The sequence below is a fragment of the Arthrobacter methylotrophus genome, assembly GCF_039539965.1.
GTDB classification, from domain to species: domain Bacteria; phylum Actinomycetota; class Actinomycetes; order Actinomycetales; family Micrococcaceae; genus Arthrobacter; species Arthrobacter methylotrophus.
The window spans coordinates 3,063,218-3,081,807 of the sequence record NZ_BAABED010000001.1; the positions used below are offsets into that span (position 1 = coordinate 3,063,218).

The window sequence follows — 18,590 nt, forward strand, 5'->3', positions numbered from 1 at the left end:
TGTTGCGTGGTTGATTGGCAGCCAAGACAACTTGAAAGGACCCACACATGAGCCCGCAGCAACGCACGCTCCACCTCAACGCATTCCTCATGAGCACAGGCCATCACGAGGCGTCATGGCGGCTGCCCGAAAGCAACCCGCTCGCCAGCACGGACATCCGGCACTACCAGAACCTCGCACGGATTGCGGAGCGCGGCACTTTTGACTCGATCTTCTTCGCCGACTCCCCCGTGATCTTCGGCGACGTCGGACGCCGCCCCGCGGGCAAGCTGGAACCAACCGTGCTGCTCACGGCCATTGCGGCCGCGACGGAAAGGATCGGCCTCATCGCCACCGCGTCCACCACGTACAACGACCCCTTCAACCTGGCCCGGCGCTTCGCCTCGGTGGACTTCGTCAGCGGCGGAAGGGCTGGCTGGAACGTGGTCACCACAGCAGGCCCGGAAGCCGCACGAAACTTTGGTATCGATGACCAGCCCGCCCACGCCACGCGTTATGAACGGGCAGCAGAATTCCTCGATGTTGCCGCCAAGCTGTGGGACAGCTGGGATGACGACGCCGTGCTGGCAGACAAGGAAGCAGGCGTCTGGGCAGACTCAGCCAAGGTCCGGCCGATCAATCACGTTGGCAAGCACTTCCGGGTCCGCGGCCCGCTCAATGTACCGCGCTCGCCCCAAGGCCACCCCCTGATTGTCCAAGCCGGCTCCTCCGAGAACGGCAAAGGCCTGGCGGCAAGGTACGCCGAAGCCGTATTCACCGCCCAGCAAACATTGGGGGATGCACAGGCATTTTACGCAGACCTGAAGGCCCGGACCGTAGCGCTTGGCCGGCTGGCTGACAGCATCAAGATCCTCCCGGGCATTGTCCCCGTGATCGCCTCTACGCAGGCTGAAGCGTTGCGCCTGGAACGGGAGTTGGACGAACTCATTCGGCCCGAATACGCGAAGGCCGAACTGGCCAAGACCCTCCGCGTGAAGCCGGAGGACTTACCGTTGGACCGCCCGCTTCCGGCCGATCTTCCGGACGAGGACTCAATCGAAGGCGCCAAGAGCCGCTACACACTCATTGTGGAGCTTGCCCGCCGGGAAAGCCTCACCGTCCGCCAACTGATCGGCAGGCTGGGAGGCGGCCGCGGCCACCTGACTTTCGCCGGAACGCCGGAGCAAGTGGCCGATGCAATTCAATTGTGGTTCGAAAACGGCGCCGCCGATGGCTTCAACATCATGCCGCCCGTGCTGCCGACAGGTCTCGAAACCTTTGTTGAGCAAGTGGTGCCAGTGCTGCGCCAGCGGGGCCTGTTCCGCAATGAATACACCGGCAGCACACTCCGCGAACACTACGGCTTGGATCGTCCCACCGCTCGGTTCTCGGAGGTGGAGCCGCTTACCGGAGGCCTAGCCTGATGAATCCGGGACAGGAGTCAGCGACTGGGCCAATACTAGGGCGGCCCTTCCAAAGCGCCCAGGTCCTTGATCTTGGTCTCGCCCACGTCCTTGTAAAGCTCGTGTTGGTGCGCGCGTCCGCTTTTCCTCAGGGCGGCGATCAGCGATGCAGAATGCGAGACCACAATCATCTGGCTGCTTTCGCTGGCCTGGACAATGAGCCGGGCCAGCGCCGGAATCAGCTCTGTGTGCAGGCTGGTTTCGGGCTCGTTGAGCACCATGAGTTCCGGCGGCCGCGGTGTCAGCAAGGCTGCAACGAGCATGAGGTAGCGAAGGGTGCCATCCGATAGTTCGGAGGCCGCCATTGGCCGCAGCATGCCCGGCTGTTGGAGTTCGACGCTGAAGCGGCCTTCGACGACGGCGATACGGAGCTTACTGCCCGGGAAAGCGCTGCAAATCGCGTCCTCGAGCAGACCGCTCTGGCCCGTCTCGTGGAGCGTCTGCAAGGCCGCCGCAAGGTCCCACCCGGAATGGTGGAGTACGGGAGTCCTTGTACCGATTTGGGCCTGGCGGGCCGGAGCTTCATGGTCGGTGCGGAAATGGTCGTAGAACCGCCAGGACCGCACCATGTCCCGGACCCTGAGCACTTCGGGGGCCCTGTCCTGGTCGGAGAGTTCAGTGAGCATGCTTTCGTAAGCATGCAGGCGCCGGGAGAGCTCCGTCCACTCACCCTTGGCGCCTCGCAGGCGGGCGATGGCCCCCTTGCGCTCCACCAGCACCGACCCGGGTCTGGCTACGGGGCCGGAAAAAACCTGTTCGCGCTTGATCTCCGGGTCGAGGTTGAACGCCGACTCCGCTCCTGGAGCCGGGAGCCCGAGGTCGACCAGATAGCCGAAGTCGTCCCCGGCAAAACCCAGTTTCAGGTTCACGGACTCCTTCCGGACAGTTCCCTGCACCGGTACTTCGCCTCGCCGCATGGCTTCACTGATGGTTTCAGGTCCGGCCCAAAGCGTTGAGTTGAGTCCTCCGTCGCGGGCCAGTGACCCCACCACACCCCCTGAGTCGCTCCCGGCACACTCGGACAAGAGCCGCAAGGCACGGTACAGCGAGGATTTGCCACTGCCGTTGGAACCGGTGACCAGGTCCAGGCCATGCAACTCCATGGTCAGGTCCCGGATGGAGCGGTAATTGGAAATGGCCAGTGTCCTTATCACGGAAGGGTCCACAACTTGCCCGACAGTTCCAAGGTCCCAGCGCAGGTCCAGGCTTCCAGCCGCTCAGCGTCCGTTGGACCGCCATCCAGCGGGCTGGTCAATCGCGGACGGCGGACCCAGCAGCCGGCTTCCTCTGCGATCAAAGCGCCCGCCGCGTAGTCGTGCTCGTTGAGCCCACGCTCCCCGAAAGCGTCGTGCGTTCCGTCGGCGACGAGACAGAGGTCCAGCGCGGCAGAGCCGAGACGACGGAGATCCGCGAAGCCTTCCATGAGGTTCCCGAGCCCGGCGAACTGCTCAGCCCTTGTGCCGGGATCGTAGCTGAACCCGGAGGCAACGATCAGCCCGGTGCGGCCAGCGAGCGGTCCGCTCAGTTGGGTGCGTTGGCCATTTTCCTCGAGCCAGGCTCCGTGGCCGCGGGCGGCCGAGTAGACACGCCCCAGTGCCGGGGCGTTGACGACGCCGGCCAGCCAGTCGCCGTCGGCATCGGCAACCGCCACGGACGTGGCGTAGTAGACGATGTTGCGGATGAAGTTGGTGGTCCCGTCCAACGGGTCGATCGACCAGCGATAGCCGCTGGGCTGCTCGGGCCGGGTCGTCCCGTGCTCTTCCCCGGTAATGGTGTCGTGCGGGCGTTCGGCGGTAATGGCCTCCCGCACGGCGTTCTCGGCCGCGACGTCGAAAGCCGTCACCCAGTCGCCGGCGTCGCCCTTGTTCACGACGCCGAGGCTCCCCGCCGTGTTGGGGCCCGAGGGCCGGCCGGCCAGTACCTGTGCACCGGCTGCAGCCGCCGCCCGGGCAACGGCGAGAAGATTCAAAACCTCGGCGGTCATTCGGAGTCCTCCATTTCAGCCAGGGCAACACTTTCGCCCGCGGCAACAGCTGCGTCTTCGTCGTCTGGGCCGGCCCCGCCGGCAGGTTCCAGCACGCCGTCGAGCAATGCCTTGAAACCGTCCTCGTCCAGCACCCGGATACCGAGCTGTTCAGCCTTATCCAGCTTGGTGCCTGCATTCTCTCCCGCCACGACGTAACTGGTGTTCTTGGACACCGAGCCCGCCGCCTTGCCGCCCCGGATGATGATGGCTTCCTTGGCTTCGTCCCGGCTCAAGGTGGGCAGGGAGCCCGTCACCACGATGGTGAGGCCCTCCAGGTTCCGCTGGACACCGGCGTCGCGTTCGTCAACCATGCGGACGCCGGCGGCGGCCCAGCTGTCCACGATCTCCCGGTGCCAGTCCACGGCAAACCATTCCTTGAGCGCCGCGGCGATGGTCGGCCCTACCCCGTCAACGTTGGCTAGTTCCTCCTCGGAGGCGGCTCTGATGGCGTCCATGCTCCCCAGGGCAGTGGCCAAGGCCCTTGACGCGGTGGGCCCGACGTGCCGGATGGACAGGGCAACAAGGACGCGCCAAAGGGGCTGCGTCTTGGCTTTCTCGAGTTCTTTGAACAGTTTTTCCGTAGTGGCCGTGGGTTTCGAGGGAGTCTTGGCAGTGGCCTTGGAGTAGAAGTACGGCACGAGTTCGAAGGTGCCCGTGCCCACGCCCTTCGAACGCTTCTCGCGGCGGATGCGCACGTCGGCGAGGTCTTCCGGCCTGAGGCTGAACAAGGCCGCCTCGTTGCGCAGGGGCGGAGTTTCCGGTTCCTCGGGTTGCGTGAGCGCGATGGCTGCTTCCCAGCCCAAAGCCTCGATGTCGAACGCGCCACGGCTCGCCACATGGAAGACACGCTCACGCAGTTGCGATGGGCAGGACTTCGCGTTGGGACAGCGGATGTCGACATCGCCTTCCTTGGCTGGAGCCAGGGGTGTGTGGCAGGACGGGCATTCCGTGGGCATCACGAACTCGCGCACGGGAGGATCCTGCTGGTCACGCAACGCCAGCACCGGCCCGACAATCTCCGGGATGACATCGCCGGCCTTGCGCAGCACCACGATGTCGCCGATCATCACGCCCTTGGCCTTCACCACATCCTGGTTGTGCAGGGTGGCCATCTCCACGGTGGATCCGGCGACCTTGACGGGTTCCATCACCCCGTAGGGAGTCACGCGGCCGGTGCGGCCGACGTTGACTTGGATGTCCAGCAGCTTGGTGTGGACTTCCTCCGGCGGGTATTTGTAGGCAACGGCCCAACGCGGCACCCGCGAGGTATAACCGAGCGCACGCTGCGTAGCGAAATCGTCGATCTTGACCACGATGCCGTCGATCTCGTGCAGGAGGTCGTGCCGATGCTCGCCGAAATGCTTGATGAAGTCCAGGACTTCCTCAAGGGAGCCCAGGACCTTCAGGTACGGGCTGATCGGAAGGCCCCATTCCCCCAGCAGTTTGTACGTTTCGGACTGACTCACGGAAGCGAGGCCTTCGCGCGCGCCGATGCCATGGACGAACATCCGCAACGGACGCTTGGCCGTTTCTGCGGGGTCCTTTTGGCGCAACGAACCTGCCGCGGCATTGCGGGGATTGGCAAGTGGCGCCTTACCGGCCTGGATGAGCGCCTCGTTGAATTCGGCGAAAGCCTTGGACGGAATGAAGACTTCACCGCGGATTTCCACCTCGGAGGGAAATCCGCCGCCGCTCAGTTGGCGCGGGATTTCCTTGATGGTGAGCACGTTGTGGGTGATGTCCTCGCCTGTGGTTCCGTCTCCGCGCGTGGCGGCGCGCACCAGCTTGCCGTCGCGGTAGAGCAGGTTCACGGCCAAGCCGTCGATCTTCAGCTCCGTCAGCCACGCGACGCGGGAAGCCGTGGTGCCCAGCTTTTCGACCGAAGCCTCAGCCCGGCGGACCCACGTTTCCAACTCGTCGAGCGAGAAGACATCCTCCAGGCTGTACATCCTCTGAAGGTGCGGGACGGCGGCAAATGCCGCGGCGACCTCGCCGCCCACTTCCTGCGTAGGAGAGTCGTTGGAAACGAGCTCGGGATGCAGGGCTTCGAGTTCCTCGAGGCGGCGATACAGGGAGTCGAACTCGGCATCCGAGACCGTCGGGGCATCTTCCTGGTAGTACGCGTAGCGGTACTTGCGGACGAGATCCGCCAAGTTTTCGTACTCTTCCCGTACGGATTCGGTTGGAACTGCGGTTTCGCTCTCTGCTGTGCTCACGTACCTATCTTGCCGCAATCCACGGCCTCCATGGCGGATGACGTGCCTGCCGTTGCGGCTCCCAGGTAGGCCTACCCTGCCGTGCGGCGAGTGAAGACCAGATGGAGAACTCCATGGGGAGAAGGGGTCGCTTCGATTTCAAAGCGTTGTTCGAGTCCTTCGAGTCCATCCCAGAGGCGTTCGCCCCGGCCCAGGACGATTGGCACGACCACGATGTGCATGTGGTCGATCAGATCGGCGTCGAGGAACTGTCGAATCGTGCTGACGCCGCCACCGATCCGGACGTCGAGGTCGCCGGCCAGGGCGCGGGCCTGCTTAAGCGCGGAGACGGGGTCGGCGTCAACGAAGTGGAAGGTTGTTCCGCCTGCCATCTCGAGTACCGGCCGAGGATGGTGTGTCAGAACAACCACAGGGGTGTGGAAGACAGGGTCGTCGCCCCACCATCCCTTCCATTCCTCGTCCTCCCAGGGACCGCGTTGAGGGCCGAATTTGTTGCGCCCCATGATCTCCACGCCGATCCCGGGCCCCCATCTGCTGGCGAACGCGTCGTCTACGCCGAAGGATCCCTCCGACTCCCCGTGGATGCCCATCTCGCGGAAGGTGCGCGTCCCGAAAGCCCACTCCATGAGCCGTGAGCCTGCGTGACCGAATGGAGCGTCGAGTTGCTGGCCCTCGCCAGTGCCGAAGCCGTCGAGGGAGACTGAGAAGTTATGCACACGGACGAGGGACATGTCATCTCCTGAAGTGCTTGCCTTTTGCAATCACCTTAGTGCGAGAACCGGTGCCGGCTCCATAAAGCGAAAGCAATGCCGCCTGCCGCCACCAAGAGCACGCCGCCCATGATGGCAACCACCGCGAACATGTCCGAACCCGGCCCGGAAGTGCCGCTCACCGAGGCCGCTTGGGTGGCGTTGAGTCCGTCCTGGATGGGGGTGTTCCAGTTGGACGAAGCCGACGGCGAGGCGCTGCTCGTCGTCGGGCTGTCCGACGGGGTCGCCGGGCTGGAGGCCACAGGAGCCTCCGACGTCGCCACGCTGGGTTCCGGTTCCACCGTCACCTGTGTCATGGGTACGGGCGCGGCGGGCACCGGCACCACGAGGGCGGGTTGAACCGGCTCGACGACCGGTGCAGGCGGGACCGGCGTGCTGGGCGCTGGCGTCGACTGGGCAGGCACGGGAGCAGGGCTCGGAGCCGGTGGCGCCTCGGGCGACTGCGAAACTTGTCCTTGGCCGGGAGGGCCGACGGTCTCGGCGTGGGCCGAAAGCAACGGGAATGCACACATCATCATGGCCATGGCCATGCCCGTGAGGGCAACGGAGAACGGGCGACGCACGGCAGCACGGGGCGCGCCGCCAAGGCGCGCGGAAGAACGTTGGGTCATGTTTACCTCTGCAGGGCGGCACAGGCCGCCCGGAGTTGGGGTGGTATTGACCGGAATCTTCCTACAAAGTCCGGGCGTGTCGCAAATCCCGTCACCCTCGGCGCTCGTGAGATGAGCGAGTACCGGTACTTTTGGAGTCGCTGATCGTGAGCCTGGCATCCACCACGATCGCGGTGACGTTGTCGCGTCCGCCGCCGCGCAGCGCAGCCTCAATCAGAGCATCCGCAGCCGCTTGGGGGTCGGCCACCGTCCCAAGAATCCGGGACAGGTGTTCGTCGTCCAGTTCTCCGCTGAGACCGTCCGAACACACCAAAATCCGGTCCCCGTCCAGGATGGGCAGCAACCAGAAATCGGCCTCGGTAGCGTCTCCGGTACCTAATCCCCGCGTGATGACATGGCGACGCGGGTAAACGGCGGCCTCTTCCTGCGTAAGGCTTCCGGTTTCCACGAGTTCCTGGACCTCCGAGTGGTCCACGCTGATCTGGGTGAACAGGCCTTGGCTCAGCCGGTAGGTCCGGGAATCTCCAATGTTCATCACCAGCCAGTAGGGGACGCCGAACTGCTCGACGACGACCACGCCGGACAGCGTCGTTCCCGCCCGGCCACCGGTAGCATTCCGGATCCGGGCGTCGGCGGCCAAGATGCACTCTTGCAGGGCAACCGCGGTGGAGGATCGGACGCCCGCCGCCAACGGGGGCATGTGGCGGAGCGTCTTCACACATAATTCGCTGGCGACCTCGCCTGCCTCGTGTCCGCCCATGCCATCAGCCACCGCGAAGACCGGGTCCGCCGCAAGGAGGGAGTCTTCGTTGAGCTCCCTAACGAGGCCGCGGTCTGTCCGGCAGCCAAAGGCCAGTGTCAATCCCGGCTCGGGTGCGGTTGCTGCGGACGGCGAATTCATTCTTGTCCTCGGTGGATGGAACGGTTGCCCAAGCGGTCCCCTGGGCTGCGGAGACGACTATGCCACGATCCGGGAGTCATCCCCAAGGCCTGTGTCCCTTCGGGGATCAGTCGAGAACAAGGCCCTTGCCAAGACCGCGCTCCAACCGGACGGGGAGGATTTCCCCGAAACCGCGGACGTTTTCAGCCCTCTGCGGCACCAGAACGAACCGTTCGTCCTGGCCCAGGGCCCCCGCCGTCATCTCATCGACCAGAACCGTTCCTGGCTCCGCCAAGGCTGTGAGGCGCGCCGCGAGGTTCACCGTGGGCCCGTAGATATCGCCGAGCCGGGAAAGGATGCGCCCCCAAACCATGGCCACGCGGGCTTCCGGGAGGATTTCGTCCTCGGTGAAAGCTTGGGCGAGCGCCAAGGAGATTTCGGCACCGGCCGCCGGTGTTTCGGCAATGTAGAGCACTTCATCGCCAACGGTTTTGACGAGGCGTCCGCCGCCGATGGAAATGATCTCCGCACATTTGTTCTCGAAACGCTGGACCAACTGCGCCAGGGTCTTCTCGTTCATGCGGCGCGACAGGCTCGTGTAGGAGACAAGGTCGGCAAAACCGACGGCGCGGGCCAACGGCAAGGGCGCATCGTCTTCGTCCCCTTCGCGGCCTGCCTCGCTGGCCTGCAGGCCGGCCTCGGCACGGACGGCCAGCCGCTGCACGCCGGCGTTCATCTGACGGCGCCACGAGTACAACAGGATCTCTTCCATGGCATCGACGAGGTTGGGCAGTTCATTGACCAGCTGTTTGCGGGCAACGGCGTCGGGAATGCCTTGCTGCACCACCATGTCCTCGATCAGCGCTTCAACTTGCCACACCACCATCCGGTCGGTCATTTGCCCGATGGCGCGCGTCACGGAAATGGCAGCTTCCTCAGTGAGCTTTCCGGCGCGGACGAGGTCAAGGATGGTCGAAAGGGCCGCGAGGTCCCGCTCGGTGAACGCCACATCCTGGTCACCGAAGTTAGGGAATCCAAGTGCTCGCCAAAGTTTGCGGGCTGACAACAACGAGACGCCTGCTCCAGCAGCCACTTCGCGTCGCCGGAGTTTGCGTTCGCCGCCCAGCAGCCTGCTTTCAAGGGCCTTGATGGCAACACGTTCAGCAGACAAGGCGCCGGTTGGCGCAGAGACGACCGGGAGGGCCCCCGTTACTGCTTGGTCCACGGAAGGTTCGGACACGGCGTCGGGCTCGTGGTCCATGTACTCAGGCTCCTGCTCGTCAACGCTCATCTCTTCCACCTTCTCTCATATGCCAGGGCAACGCGGCATCCGGATAGCCGGTTGGCCCACTAAAGTCGCCATCATCGCCGGTTCCCGTCGCGCGGCCGGACTCAAAGCGGACACTCGCTGGAAGCTCGGCCATGGCGTCCAGAATGAAGCTCCTGAACGTGCCGACCTCCGGGACATCCGTCAGGACGGCATCGCCGGGGTGCCCGGTATCCAAGGATATATTCCCGGAGCGCAATATCCGTTGGAGCAGCGATTGTTTGATCCCCACGCTACGCACCGCAGCCAGAGGCACCTGCCAGTCGCCCCTGCGAAGCATTCCAAAACGGGCAACTATTCGCCCGCTTGTCAGAATGTAACGTATGCCGCGCCAGCGGATGAAGGCAGGGAGGCTGTAGCCGAGCAGCACTATCGCAACAACAGCCAGGCACGCACCCACCAGCCATTGGTTCCACTCACTCGTGATCACGGGAAGTAGCTTGCCCGGTCCGCCCTTGACTATCCAGGCACACGCGAACGCCGATGCAGCCGGGACAAGGATGAATGCCAGGACGGGACCAATGAGCATCCTTGGCTGTTGCCGCGTGATCACGATGACTTGCTCCCCACGCAGGAGCTCTTTACGCATAGCCGCTTTCGGTAGCCCTGAGATGGACGACGTCGCCGGCGGTCACCACGTGCTCGTGGCCACCATGGTCCACCACCAAAAGGGACCCGTACTCATCCAGCCGGGAGGCGTGTCCCACCAATTCGTGATCGCCCGGCAAATGCGCTTTCACTTCGCGTCCCAAAGTGACCATGACAGCTTCAACCCGTTTGTGGAGGGAAGAGCCGCCTGCCAGTCCTGCCGTGGGGTCGCCGTCGGCATTGCAGAAACTGCGGTAGAGCGCTGCGAAACGGGACAAATAGTTCTGGAGAAGTACGGTGCGGTCCGTGGTGGAGGCGCCTTCGAGCAGGAGAGACGTCGCGGTCGGAACGGGCAATTCGTCCTGCTCGAGCGTCACGTTGAGGCCGGTACCCAGGATCACGGCGGGGACCGAACCATCCCCCATCGGTCCCATTTGGGCAAGGATGCCGGCGATCTTCTTGCCCCTGACCAGGACGTCGTTGGGCCACTTGATTTCGGCGGGCAGGCTTGCGGTTTCCAGGAGGGTCTCACGCAGGGCCAGCGCGCCCAGCAGGGAAAGCCAGGAGTAGCTCTGGGTCGGGACCGGCAGGCCTTGGGCGTTGACGGGACGCAGGACGATCGAAACGGAAATCGCCGAACGTGCGGGAGATTCCCAGTGGCGGTCGAGCCTGCCCCGCGCCGCTGTTTGGTGCTCCGCGGTAAGCACGGCGAGGTCGGCCCATTCCTTGGGCTCTGTGGTGACGGCGCGAAGCAGGTCAGCGTTGGTGGAGCCGGTGGTCTCCACGATCTTCAGCTGCGGAATACCAGCGGCCGCGAGGAAACCGGGGTGAAGCAGGGCGTCGCGGTCCAGGCCCGGGCGCGGGGCACGTGGTTCACTGCTGGCGGGCTGTTCGACATCCATAGAGAGAATCCTATCGAGCCAAGCAGGTCCCGGAAGAAGTTGTCCGCTTAGAGGAAGATGTCCGGCACCAGCTTCGCCTCCGGGGCTCCCAAGCTATAGGGTCTGAAGTCTTCAACTCCCGCGGCCTTCAATACTTGTTCGTCGGTGTAGAAGTTGCCCGTATCACTTGCTGAACCGCCGTTCGGATTGGACCCGGCCAAGTGCGAGCCGGTCAGAACGGCGTGGGCCGCGTCGGCCATGATTCGGGGACCCCTGGCGGCTTGGACAATCTGTTCCCCGCCAGGCATGTTTCGAATGGCGGCGGTGTCGATCAGGGTGCAAGGCCACAGGGAGTTGACCGCCACGCCGTCGTTCTTGAGCTCTTCGGCCAGGCCCAAGGTGGTCAGGCTCATGCCGTATTTGGCCATGGTGTAGGCCAGGTGCATGCCTGCCCACTTCGGGTCGAGGTTCAGGGGCGGGGAAAGGGTCAGAATATGGGCGTTGCCGGATTTCCGCAGGGCGGGCAGCGCCAGCTTGGACAGCAGGAAGGTGCCGCGGACGTTGATGTCCTGCATGAGGTCGTAGCGCTTCATGTCGATCGCGTCAGTTCGGGAGAGATCGATGGCCGAGGCGTTGTTGACGACGATGTCGATTCCGCCGAAGCGTTCAACGGCGGCGGCAACCGCCGCGGCGACGTCGTCGTCGTTACGGACATCCCCGACGAGCGGTAGCGCCTGTCCGCCGGCTGCTTCCAGTTGCTCAGCGGCCGTGAAGACCGTTCCTTGCAGCTTGGGGTGGGGTTTCCCGGTTTTGGCCAGGAGAACGATGTTGGCGCCGTCGCGGGCTGCGCGGGTGGCGATTGCCAGGCCGATGCCGCGGCTTCCGCCGGACATCAGGAGGGTGCGGCCCTCCAGTGATTCACGCGCCTGATAGGGAAGGGCAGGGCTTGCAGAAGCATCGTTGCTTGAGGTCATGAGGATACTGTAGCCCAGCTATGTTACTAGTGAGTAACATAGCTCGATGCTCGACTTGAAGTCGGAAAATTGTAGGGTTTCTACAGCGGTCCGGGGCTTTTGCGTCATTAGACTAGCCAACAGGGCCAGCACGTTGTACGGATGCTACTTAAGAGCGCATGCCTAACGAAGCAGTGCCAGCATAAATCAGCTACAGAGCCGGAGACATTTAATGAGCCACGATCTGACAACGACAGCGGGAAAGATTGCCGACTTCCGCGACCGCCAGGCCCGTGCAGAACAACCCTCCGGCCCCGAAGCCATCGAGAAGCAGCATGCCCGCGGCAAGAACACCGCCCGCGAACGCATCGACATGCTCCTTGACGAGGGCTCGTTCGTCGAGTTCGACGCCTTGGCCGTCCACCGCTCCACCGCATTCGGCATGGAGAAGAAGAAGCCCCTCGGCGATGGGGTGGTCTCAGGCTACGGCACCGTGGATGGCCGGCTGGTAGCCATCTACAGCCAGGAGTTCAGCGTCTACGGCGGCTCCCTGAGTCAGGTCAACGGCGAGAAGATCGTCAAGGTCCAGGAGTTCGCCCTCCGCAACGGCTGCCCCATGGTCGGAATCAACGACGGCGGGGGCGCCCGTATCCAGGAAGGCGTCGCCTCGCTGGCCATGTTCGCGGATATCTTCCGCAACAACGTCCATTCCTCCGGCGTCGTTCCCCAGATTTCCCTCATCATGGGCCCCTGCGCGGGTGGCGCCGCCTACTCCCCCGCCCTCACCGACTATGTGGTGATGGTGGACAAGACATCGCATATGTTCATCACCGGCCCCGACGTCATCAAGACCGTGACCGGCGAAGACGTAGACATGGAAACCCTCGGCGGCGCCCGCCAGCACAACGCCACCACCGGCACCTCCACCTACCTCGCCAGCGACGAAGCCGACGCGATCGAGTTCGTCCGCGAACTCCTCGACTTCCTCCCGTCCAACAACCTCTCCGAGGCCCCCGTCCTGGAGCACGAGCAGGAACTGGAGCTCGACGACGACGACCTCACCCTGGACACTCTCATCCCGGACTCGGCCAACCACCCCTACGACATGCGCAAGGTCATCGAGCAGATTGTCGATGACGCCCATTTCCTTGAGATGCAGTCGCTCTACGCCCCCAACGTGATCATCGGCTACGGCCGGGTTGAAGGCCACACCGTTGGCATCGTGGCGAACCAACCCATGCAGTTCGCGGGCACGCTGGACATCGCCGCTTCGGAAAAGGCAGCCCGCTTTGTCCGCCACTGTGACGCCTTCAACGTTCCCATCATCACCCTGGTGGACGTCCCCGGCTTCCTACCCGGTAAGGACCAGGAGTTCCAGGGCATCATCCGCCGCGGAGCCAAGCTGCTTTACGCCTACGCCGAGGCTACCGTGCCCAAGCTGACGGTTATCACCCGCAAAGCCTACGGCGGAGCGTACATCGTGATGGGATCCAAGAAGCTCGGCGCCGACCTCAACCTGGCCTGGCCCACGGCACAGATCGGCGTCATGGGCGCCCAGGGTGCCGTCAACATCCTGTACCGCCGCGATCTTGCCGCCGTCGCCGAGGCCGGCGGCGACGTCGAGGGCAAGCGGGCCGAAATCATCCGCCAGTACGAGGAAGAACTCCTCAACCCCTACCAGGCTGCCGAGCTTGGCTACGTCGACGCCGTCATCGCGCCGTCGGAAACCCGCCTGCAGATCATCAAGGGCCTCCGGGCGCTCCGCGACAAGCGCGCCAGCCTGCCCACCAAGAAGCACGGAAATATCCCGCTGTGAGCGCCGAACAAAACATCCCCGACTCCGGGCCTGATTCCACCGAAGTGGGGCCGGCCAAGCCGTTGCTTTCGGTGGTCAAGGGAGACCCGACGCCGGAAGAGCTCGCGGCGCTTGCCGCCGTCGTCGCCTCCCTCGGAGCGCCGGAACAAACCGAGACCCCCAGACCCAGTGCGCGGCACTGGCTGCGGCGGCAGCAATTGCGCATGGAGCCCACTCCGGGACCGGGCGCCTGGAAGCGCAGCCGGGGCTGAAGCGGCGCGCTGACCCAACTGACTCGCATTTGTTGTCGTTTTGAAGGCTCACAACGACGTCAAGTGCCAGCCAGTTGGGTTGCCGAAGAGTGCAACAACTCTTTCACAAATAACCGGGCGCGGTTAAGCTCTTGGGGTGACTACTCCTAACACAGCTCCGGCACGGCTCCAGACTGCCATCGATGCGGTCGCCGACGCCTACACTGACACCCTCCTTGCCCTCAACCCGAGCCTCGCCACCACCCTCGGCCTGCCCGGACACGAGACCGAATACCAGGACTTCTCGCCCGCCGGCGCAGCCGCCTTCGCCAAAGCAGCCCGTGGCGCGCTCGACGAACTGGCCACCCTCGAACCCGTGGACGCCTCCGATGTTGTCACCCTTGACGCGATGCGCGAACGGCTTGGCCTGGCACTCGAGATCCACGAGTCCGGCTGGGACGCCGCGGACCTGAACAACATCGAGTCCCCTGCCCAGACCATCCGGGCGATCTTCGACCTTATGCCCACCGACACGGCCGAACACTGGGTGCACATCGCGGGCCGCGCTGCCAACGTTCCGCATGCGATCGATGGCTATATCGATTCCCTTCGTTCCGCCAAGGAAGAGGGAAAGGTGTCCGCCGTCCGACAGGTCAGGGTCGTCATCGAACAGGCCGGCAAATATTCGGCCGAGGACGGATTCTTCGCCAAGCTCGCCTCCGGGGCCACCATCGACGGCCGGCCGCTGCCGGCGGAACTGCAGGAAAAGCTCGACGCCGGTGCCGCCGTCGCGCGTTCCGCTTACGCGCGCTTAGCCGACTTCCTCGAAGCCGAGCTCCTGCCCTTCGCCCCGGCAAAAGACGCTGTGGGCCGCGAACGTTATGCACTTGCCTCGCGTTCCTTCCTCGGTGCAACCGTGGACCTGGAGGAAACGTACGCGTGGGGCGTGCAGGAACTTGACAGGCTCATCTCCGAACAGGAGCGCGTGGCCGAGCACATCAAGCCCGGCGCTTCCATCGACGAAGCCAAGGCCATTCTCAACAGCGATCCAGAGCGGCAAATCAAGGGAACCGACGCCCTCAAGGCCTGGATGCAGGAGCTCTCCGACCGTGCAGTATCCGAACTTGCCGACGTCCATTTCGACATCCCGGACATCATGAAAACGCTCGAGTGCCGCATCGCGCCAACGGATGAAGGCGGCATCTACTACACCGGCCCGTCGGACGACTTCTCCCGTCCCGGCCGGATGTGGTGGTCCGTTCCCGCCGGCGAGGACACCTTCACCACTTGGGCAGAAACCACCACAGTGTTCCACGAAGGCGTACCCGGCCATCACCTCCAGGTGGCAACCGCCGTCTACCGCCGCGAGCTCCTCAACAACTGGCGACGCAATGTCTGCTGGGTTTCCGGACACGGCGAAGGCTGGGCACTCTACGCCGAGAAGCTCATGCTGGAGCTTGGCTACCTCAAGGACCCGGGCGACCACATGGGCATGCTGGACATGCAGCGCATGCGTGCGGCCCGCGTGGTATTCGATATCGGCGTCCACCTTGAACTGCAGGTTCCCGAGCGTTGGGGCAGCGGCACCTGGACCTCCGAGAAGGGCTTCGAATTCCTCAAGTCCAACCTTCCCATTAGCGCGGGCCAGCTCGAGTTCGAATTTACCCGGTACCTTGGCTGGCCGGGGCAGGCTCCGTCGTACAAGGTAGGGCAGCGGCTGTGGGAGGAAATCCGCACTGAACTTGAACGGCGTCCGAGTTTCGACTTGAAGTCCTTCCACACTGATGCGCTGAACATCGGCTCCGTCGGGCTGGACACGCTTCGCCGGGCGTTGCTGCAGTAGCCCAACTAACTCGCATTTGTTGTCGTTATGAGGGCTCAAAACGACAACAAATGCGAGCTAGTTGGGCTGGGCTGCACGAGATGTTTCCCACATTCTGTCCGGGAATAACTTCATAAATGGGTGGATTGACAGTGAATTCGCGGCATTTTCGGTTCGCTGATTGAAATTTTGGACGTAACATTTCTCAACGTCGGATCGCAGTGGTATCAGCCGAGGCCTAGCGTGTTCCGGTGAGCAATTCATCCAACACTCTGACTCCCGCCGGAAAGACCTCGTCCCGGCTTCCCCAGTGGGCAACCTCCTTTGGCGTCCAGATCATCGCCGCCCTCGTGATTGGCTTGGCACTCGGTCTCCTGGCCAAGGTCACCGGCAGCACCACAAAGGCTCCGAACGGGCTCGGTGCCACGCTGCAGACCATCGGCTCGAGCTACGTCTCGCTGCTGCAGACCGCGGTCGTGCCCTTGATCTTCACCGCCGTGGTGAGCTCCATCGCGAACCTCCGCCAAGTATCCAATGCGGCGAAACTTGCGTGGAACACCCTGCTTTGGTTCGCCATTACCTCGCTCATCGCCGTGCTGATCGGCATCGGACTGGGCGTGCTCCTGCAACCCGGTGCTGGCACGGGCATCACCAAGAAGGCGGAGTACGCCGGAAAGACCGGCGATTGGTGGGCATTCCTCACCGGCCTCTTCCCCAAGAACTTCCTAGGCCTGGGCGCCAGCACCTCCGTCACTGACGGCGTCGCCAGCACCTCCATCAGTTTCAACGTGCTCCAGATCCTGGTGATCGCCATTGCCGTAGGAGTCGCCGCCCTCAAGGTCGGCAAGCAGGCCGAACCGTTCCTGAACCTCAACGCTTCCGCCCTTGCCGTCATCCAGAAGGTCCTTTGGTGGATCATCCGCATCGCACCGTTGGGCACCATTGGACTGATCGGCAACGCCGTGGCCGTCTACGGTTGGGACACGATCGGCTCGCTCGGCAAGTTCACCCTGGCCATCTACGCGGGCCTCGTCTTGGTGCTGTTCGTGGTCTACCCCATCTTGGTGAAAACCCACGGACTGTCCATTAAGCAGTACTACTCGGGCGTCTGGCCTGCCGTTCAGCTCGCGTTCGTCTCGCGCTCCTCGATCGGTACGCTGCCGCTCACGCAGCGCGTCACCGAGCGCAACCTCGGAGTCCCGCAGGGCTACGCTTCCTTCGCCGTGCCGCTCGGCGCCACCACCAAGATGGACGGTTGCGCCGCCATCTACCCGGCCGTCGCCGCGATCTTCGTGGCCCAGTTCTTCGGCATCAACCTGGACATCAGCCAGTACCTGCTGATCGTGGTGGTTTCGGTTCTTGGATCCGCGGCAACCGCAGGTACCACCGGCGCCGTCGTCATGCTCACGCTGACCCTCTCCACGCTGGGACTGCCGCTCGCCGGCGTCGGGCTCCTCTTGGCGATCGACCCTATCCTGGACATGGGCCGCACGGCCGTCAACGTCGCCGGACAAGCGCTGGTGCCGGCGATTGTCGCCAAACGGCAGGGAATCCTGGACGAATCCCTCTACAACGCGCCTCGCAAGGGAACGGCCTTCGCCGACGACGACCACGCCGTCTCTCCGGAAACGGCAAGCGAGGCTCGCGAGCTCGCCGGTGCCACGGCCTGACGGCGGTTCACCATCGCAAGGACAGATCCTTGGGGAATGCCCCGGGGATTTTTCCTTATATACGGTGAGAAACGATGAATTCTGGATAGGCTCTGTCCATGTTGATCGTTACCTCAAACAAGATTCCGGGCCACAGGATCGACGCGGTCTTTGGCGAAGTCATGGGCCTCACCGTCCGCTCACGGGACATCGGAGCCCAGGTGTTGGCCGGTTTCCGCTCCCTCGGCGGCGGCGAACTGCCCGAAATGACCAAGGCCCTGTATGAAAGCCGCCAGGAAGTCATGGCCCGCATGGTCAATGAGGCACAACAACGGGGCGCCAACGCCATCGTGGCCATGCGTTTCGACACCTCTGAAATGGGCGGCAACTGGACCGAAGTCTGCGCCTACGGGACGGCCGTGTTCGCCATCCCCCTTGCCGAAGGCGAGCCCGGTGCCACAGGTCAGTCGATCTACCTGACCAGCGCCGCAGCCCAGCAGTGCACGACTCCGGCAACAGCACCGGGACAAACGGCACCGCCGGCGCCCGGGCAGTTCCCCGATTCGCACTCTCCCCAACGGCCTTTCCAGCAATAAGGCAGGCGACAACGGCCGACGACGCAAGAGCGTCGCCGGCCGTTCGTTTTGGTGAACCGAAGACTTAACTTGCTCAGAGTGCAAAGTTGCACTTAGTGTAAGCGCATGAGTGCTCCCGAAACCGCAGCCTTCCCCTCACGCCGGGAACAGAACAAGCTGGCTACCCGGCGAGCGATCGCGGACGCAGCTCTCGCCGTGCTGCGGAACAGGGGCGTTGGAAGTTTCACCGTGGAGGACATCGCGGAAGAGGCCGGCGTGTCCCGGCGCACGTTCTTCAACTATTTCCCCACCCTCGAAGCCGCTTTGGCCTCCGTGACCGAAGGCTTCCTGGACCACGCCCTGGAACAGTTCCGTTTGCGGCCGTCCGACGAACCCATCCTCGATTCCGCCCGGGCCGCCCTTATGGCGTTGGCGGACCCCATGACGGTCTCCCCCATGGCCGAGCTCTTCAGCTTGACCCAGGACAACCGAACGTTGGCGCGTTCCGAACTTGAAGCCTGGGACCACTGCACCACGCAGATCATCGACGCTGCCCGGCATCGCCTCGGTCCGGATGCCGATGAACTCTATTTGCGGGCCTTGGCCGGGTCCATCATTTCCTGCGGCAAGGCAGCCATGAGCGTCTGGTTCGAAGAGCGCGGCCCGGATCTTTCCCCTGAATCCTTGGCCAGCCTGCGGCAGCACTTGATCGACGCAATGGGTCTGCTCGGTTCAGGCTTCACGGCAACCGCCCCTCGCGGCGCATAGCACCCACCCTTCGGCATCACCACACACCGACAGAAC

The 18,590-nt window shown here is 63.8% G+C and carries 17 protein-coding genes; 7 read left to right on the plus strand and 10 right to left on the minus strand.

Translation table 11 applies throughout. The features are described from left to right. Positions 1–47: 47 nt before the first annotated feature. A complete protein-coding gene (locus ABD884_RS16125; protein WP_345047854.1) occupies positions 48–1,403 on the plus strand; it encodes an LLM class flavin-dependent oxidoreductase in 1,356 nt (451 codons plus the stop codon). Between the two features lie 35 nt (positions 1,404–1,438). On the opposite strand, the gene ABD884_RS16130 is transcribed toward ABD884_RS16125, so the two are convergent. From ABD884_RS16130 to ABD884_RS16175, 10 genes are all read right to left on the minus strand, one after another. Continuing rightward, on the minus strand, positions 1,439–2,596 hold the full coding sequence (locus tag ABD884_RS16130; RefSeq protein WP_345047858.1) for an AAA family ATPase: 1,158 nt from the start codon (positions 2,594–2,596) through the stop codon (positions 1,439–1,441). Next, positions 2,593–3,426, minus strand: a complete 834-nt coding sequence (locus tag ABD884_RS16135; protein ID WP_345047861.1) for an inositol monophosphatase family protein — start codon at positions 3,424–3,426, stop codon at positions 2,593–2,595. The genes ABD884_RS16130 and ABD884_RS16135 overlap by 4 nt, the downstream gene beginning before the upstream one ends. Beyond that, positions 3,423–5,684 carry an NAD-dependent DNA ligase LigA gene (ligA, locus tag ABD884_RS16140; protein WP_376953458.1) on the minus strand — a complete coding sequence of 754 codons (2,262 nt, stop codon included), beginning with the start codon at positions 5,682–5,684 and terminating at the stop codon, positions 3,423–3,425. The genes ABD884_RS16135 and ligA overlap by 4 nt, the downstream gene beginning before the upstream one ends. Positions 5,685–5,755: 71 nt before the next feature. Continuing rightward, positions 5,756–6,415, minus strand: coding sequence for a dihydrofolate reductase family protein (locus ABD884_RS16145; RefSeq protein WP_345047864.1), 660 nt, complete (start codon positions 6,413–6,415; stop codon positions 5,756–5,758). Between the two features lie 35 nt (positions 6,416–6,450). Further along, entirely contained in the window at positions 6,451–7,065 is a 615-nt protein-coding gene (locus ABD884_RS16150; RefSeq protein WP_345047867.1) for a hypothetical protein, read from the minus strand. Positions 7,066–7,156: 91 nt separating this feature from the next. Then, the gene (locus ABD884_RS16155; protein ID WP_345047870.1) at positions 7,157–7,966 is read right to left on the minus strand and encodes a PP2C family protein-serine/threonine phosphatase; all 810 of its coding nucleotides are present in this window, start codon (positions 7,964–7,966) and stop codon (positions 7,157–7,159) included. 106 nt (positions 7,967–8,072) lie between these two features. Further along, complete coding sequence (locus tag ABD884_RS16160) at positions 8,073–9,236, minus strand: adenylate/guanylate cyclase domain-containing protein (protein ID WP_345047875.1); 1,164 nt, start codon at positions 9,234–9,236, stop codon at positions 8,073–8,075. Next, entirely contained in the window at positions 9,226–9,861 is a 636-nt protein-coding gene (locus ABD884_RS16165) for a PH domain-containing protein (RefSeq protein WP_345047881.1), read from the minus strand. The genes ABD884_RS16160 and ABD884_RS16165 overlap by 11 nt, the downstream gene beginning before the upstream one ends. Further along, positions 9,854–10,762, minus strand: coding sequence for a biotin--[acetyl-CoA-carboxylase] ligase (locus tag ABD884_RS16170; protein ID WP_345047886.1), 909 nt, complete (start codon positions 10,760–10,762; stop codon positions 9,854–9,856). The genes ABD884_RS16165 and ABD884_RS16170 overlap by 8 nt, the downstream gene beginning before the upstream one ends. 47 nt (positions 10,763–10,809) lie before the next feature. Continuing rightward, a complete protein-coding gene (locus ABD884_RS16175) occupies positions 10,810–11,715 on the minus strand; it encodes an SDR family oxidoreductase (RefSeq protein ID WP_345047888.1) in 906 nt (301 codons plus the stop codon). A 211-nt stretch (positions 11,716–11,926) separates the two neighbouring features. On the opposite strand from ABD884_RS16175, the gene ABD884_RS16180 reads away from it, so the two are divergent. The 6 genes from ABD884_RS16180 (at position 11,927) to ABD884_RS16205 (ending at position 18,554) form a co-directional block, all read left to right on the plus strand. Continuing rightward, the gene (locus ABD884_RS16180) at positions 11,927–13,510 is read left to right on the plus strand and encodes an acyl-CoA carboxylase subunit beta (protein WP_345047893.1); all 1,584 of its coding nucleotides are present in this window, start codon (positions 11,927–11,929) and stop codon (positions 13,508–13,510) included. Next, on the plus strand, positions 13,507–13,761 hold the full coding sequence (locus tag ABD884_RS16185) for an acyl-CoA carboxylase epsilon subunit (protein WP_345047898.1): 255 nt from the start codon (positions 13,507–13,509) through the stop codon (positions 13,759–13,761). The genes ABD884_RS16180 and ABD884_RS16185 overlap by 4 nt, the downstream gene beginning before the upstream one ends. Positions 13,762–13,897: 136 nt before the next feature. Next, a complete protein-coding gene (locus ABD884_RS16190) occupies positions 13,898–15,583 on the plus strand; it encodes a DUF885 domain-containing protein (RefSeq protein ID WP_345047900.1) in 1,686 nt (561 codons plus the stop codon). A 230-nt stretch (positions 15,584–15,813) separates the two neighbouring features. Continuing rightward, positions 15,814–17,232, plus strand: a complete 1,419-nt coding sequence (locus ABD884_RS16195; RefSeq protein WP_345047903.1) for a dicarboxylate/amino acid:cation symporter — start codon at positions 15,814–15,816, stop codon at positions 17,230–17,232. Positions 17,233–17,330: 98 nt separating this feature from the next. Then, complete coding sequence (locus ABD884_RS16200) at positions 17,331–17,807, plus strand: YbjQ family protein (protein WP_345047906.1); 477 nt, start codon at positions 17,331–17,333, stop codon at positions 17,805–17,807. A gap of 105 nt (positions 17,808–17,912) precedes the next feature. After that, positions 17,913–18,554: a TetR family transcriptional regulator gene (locus ABD884_RS16205; protein ID WP_345047908.1), complete on the plus strand. Its 642-nt coding sequence runs from the start codon at positions 17,913–17,915 to the stop codon at positions 18,552–18,554. Positions 18,555–18,590 lie beyond the last annotated feature (36 nt).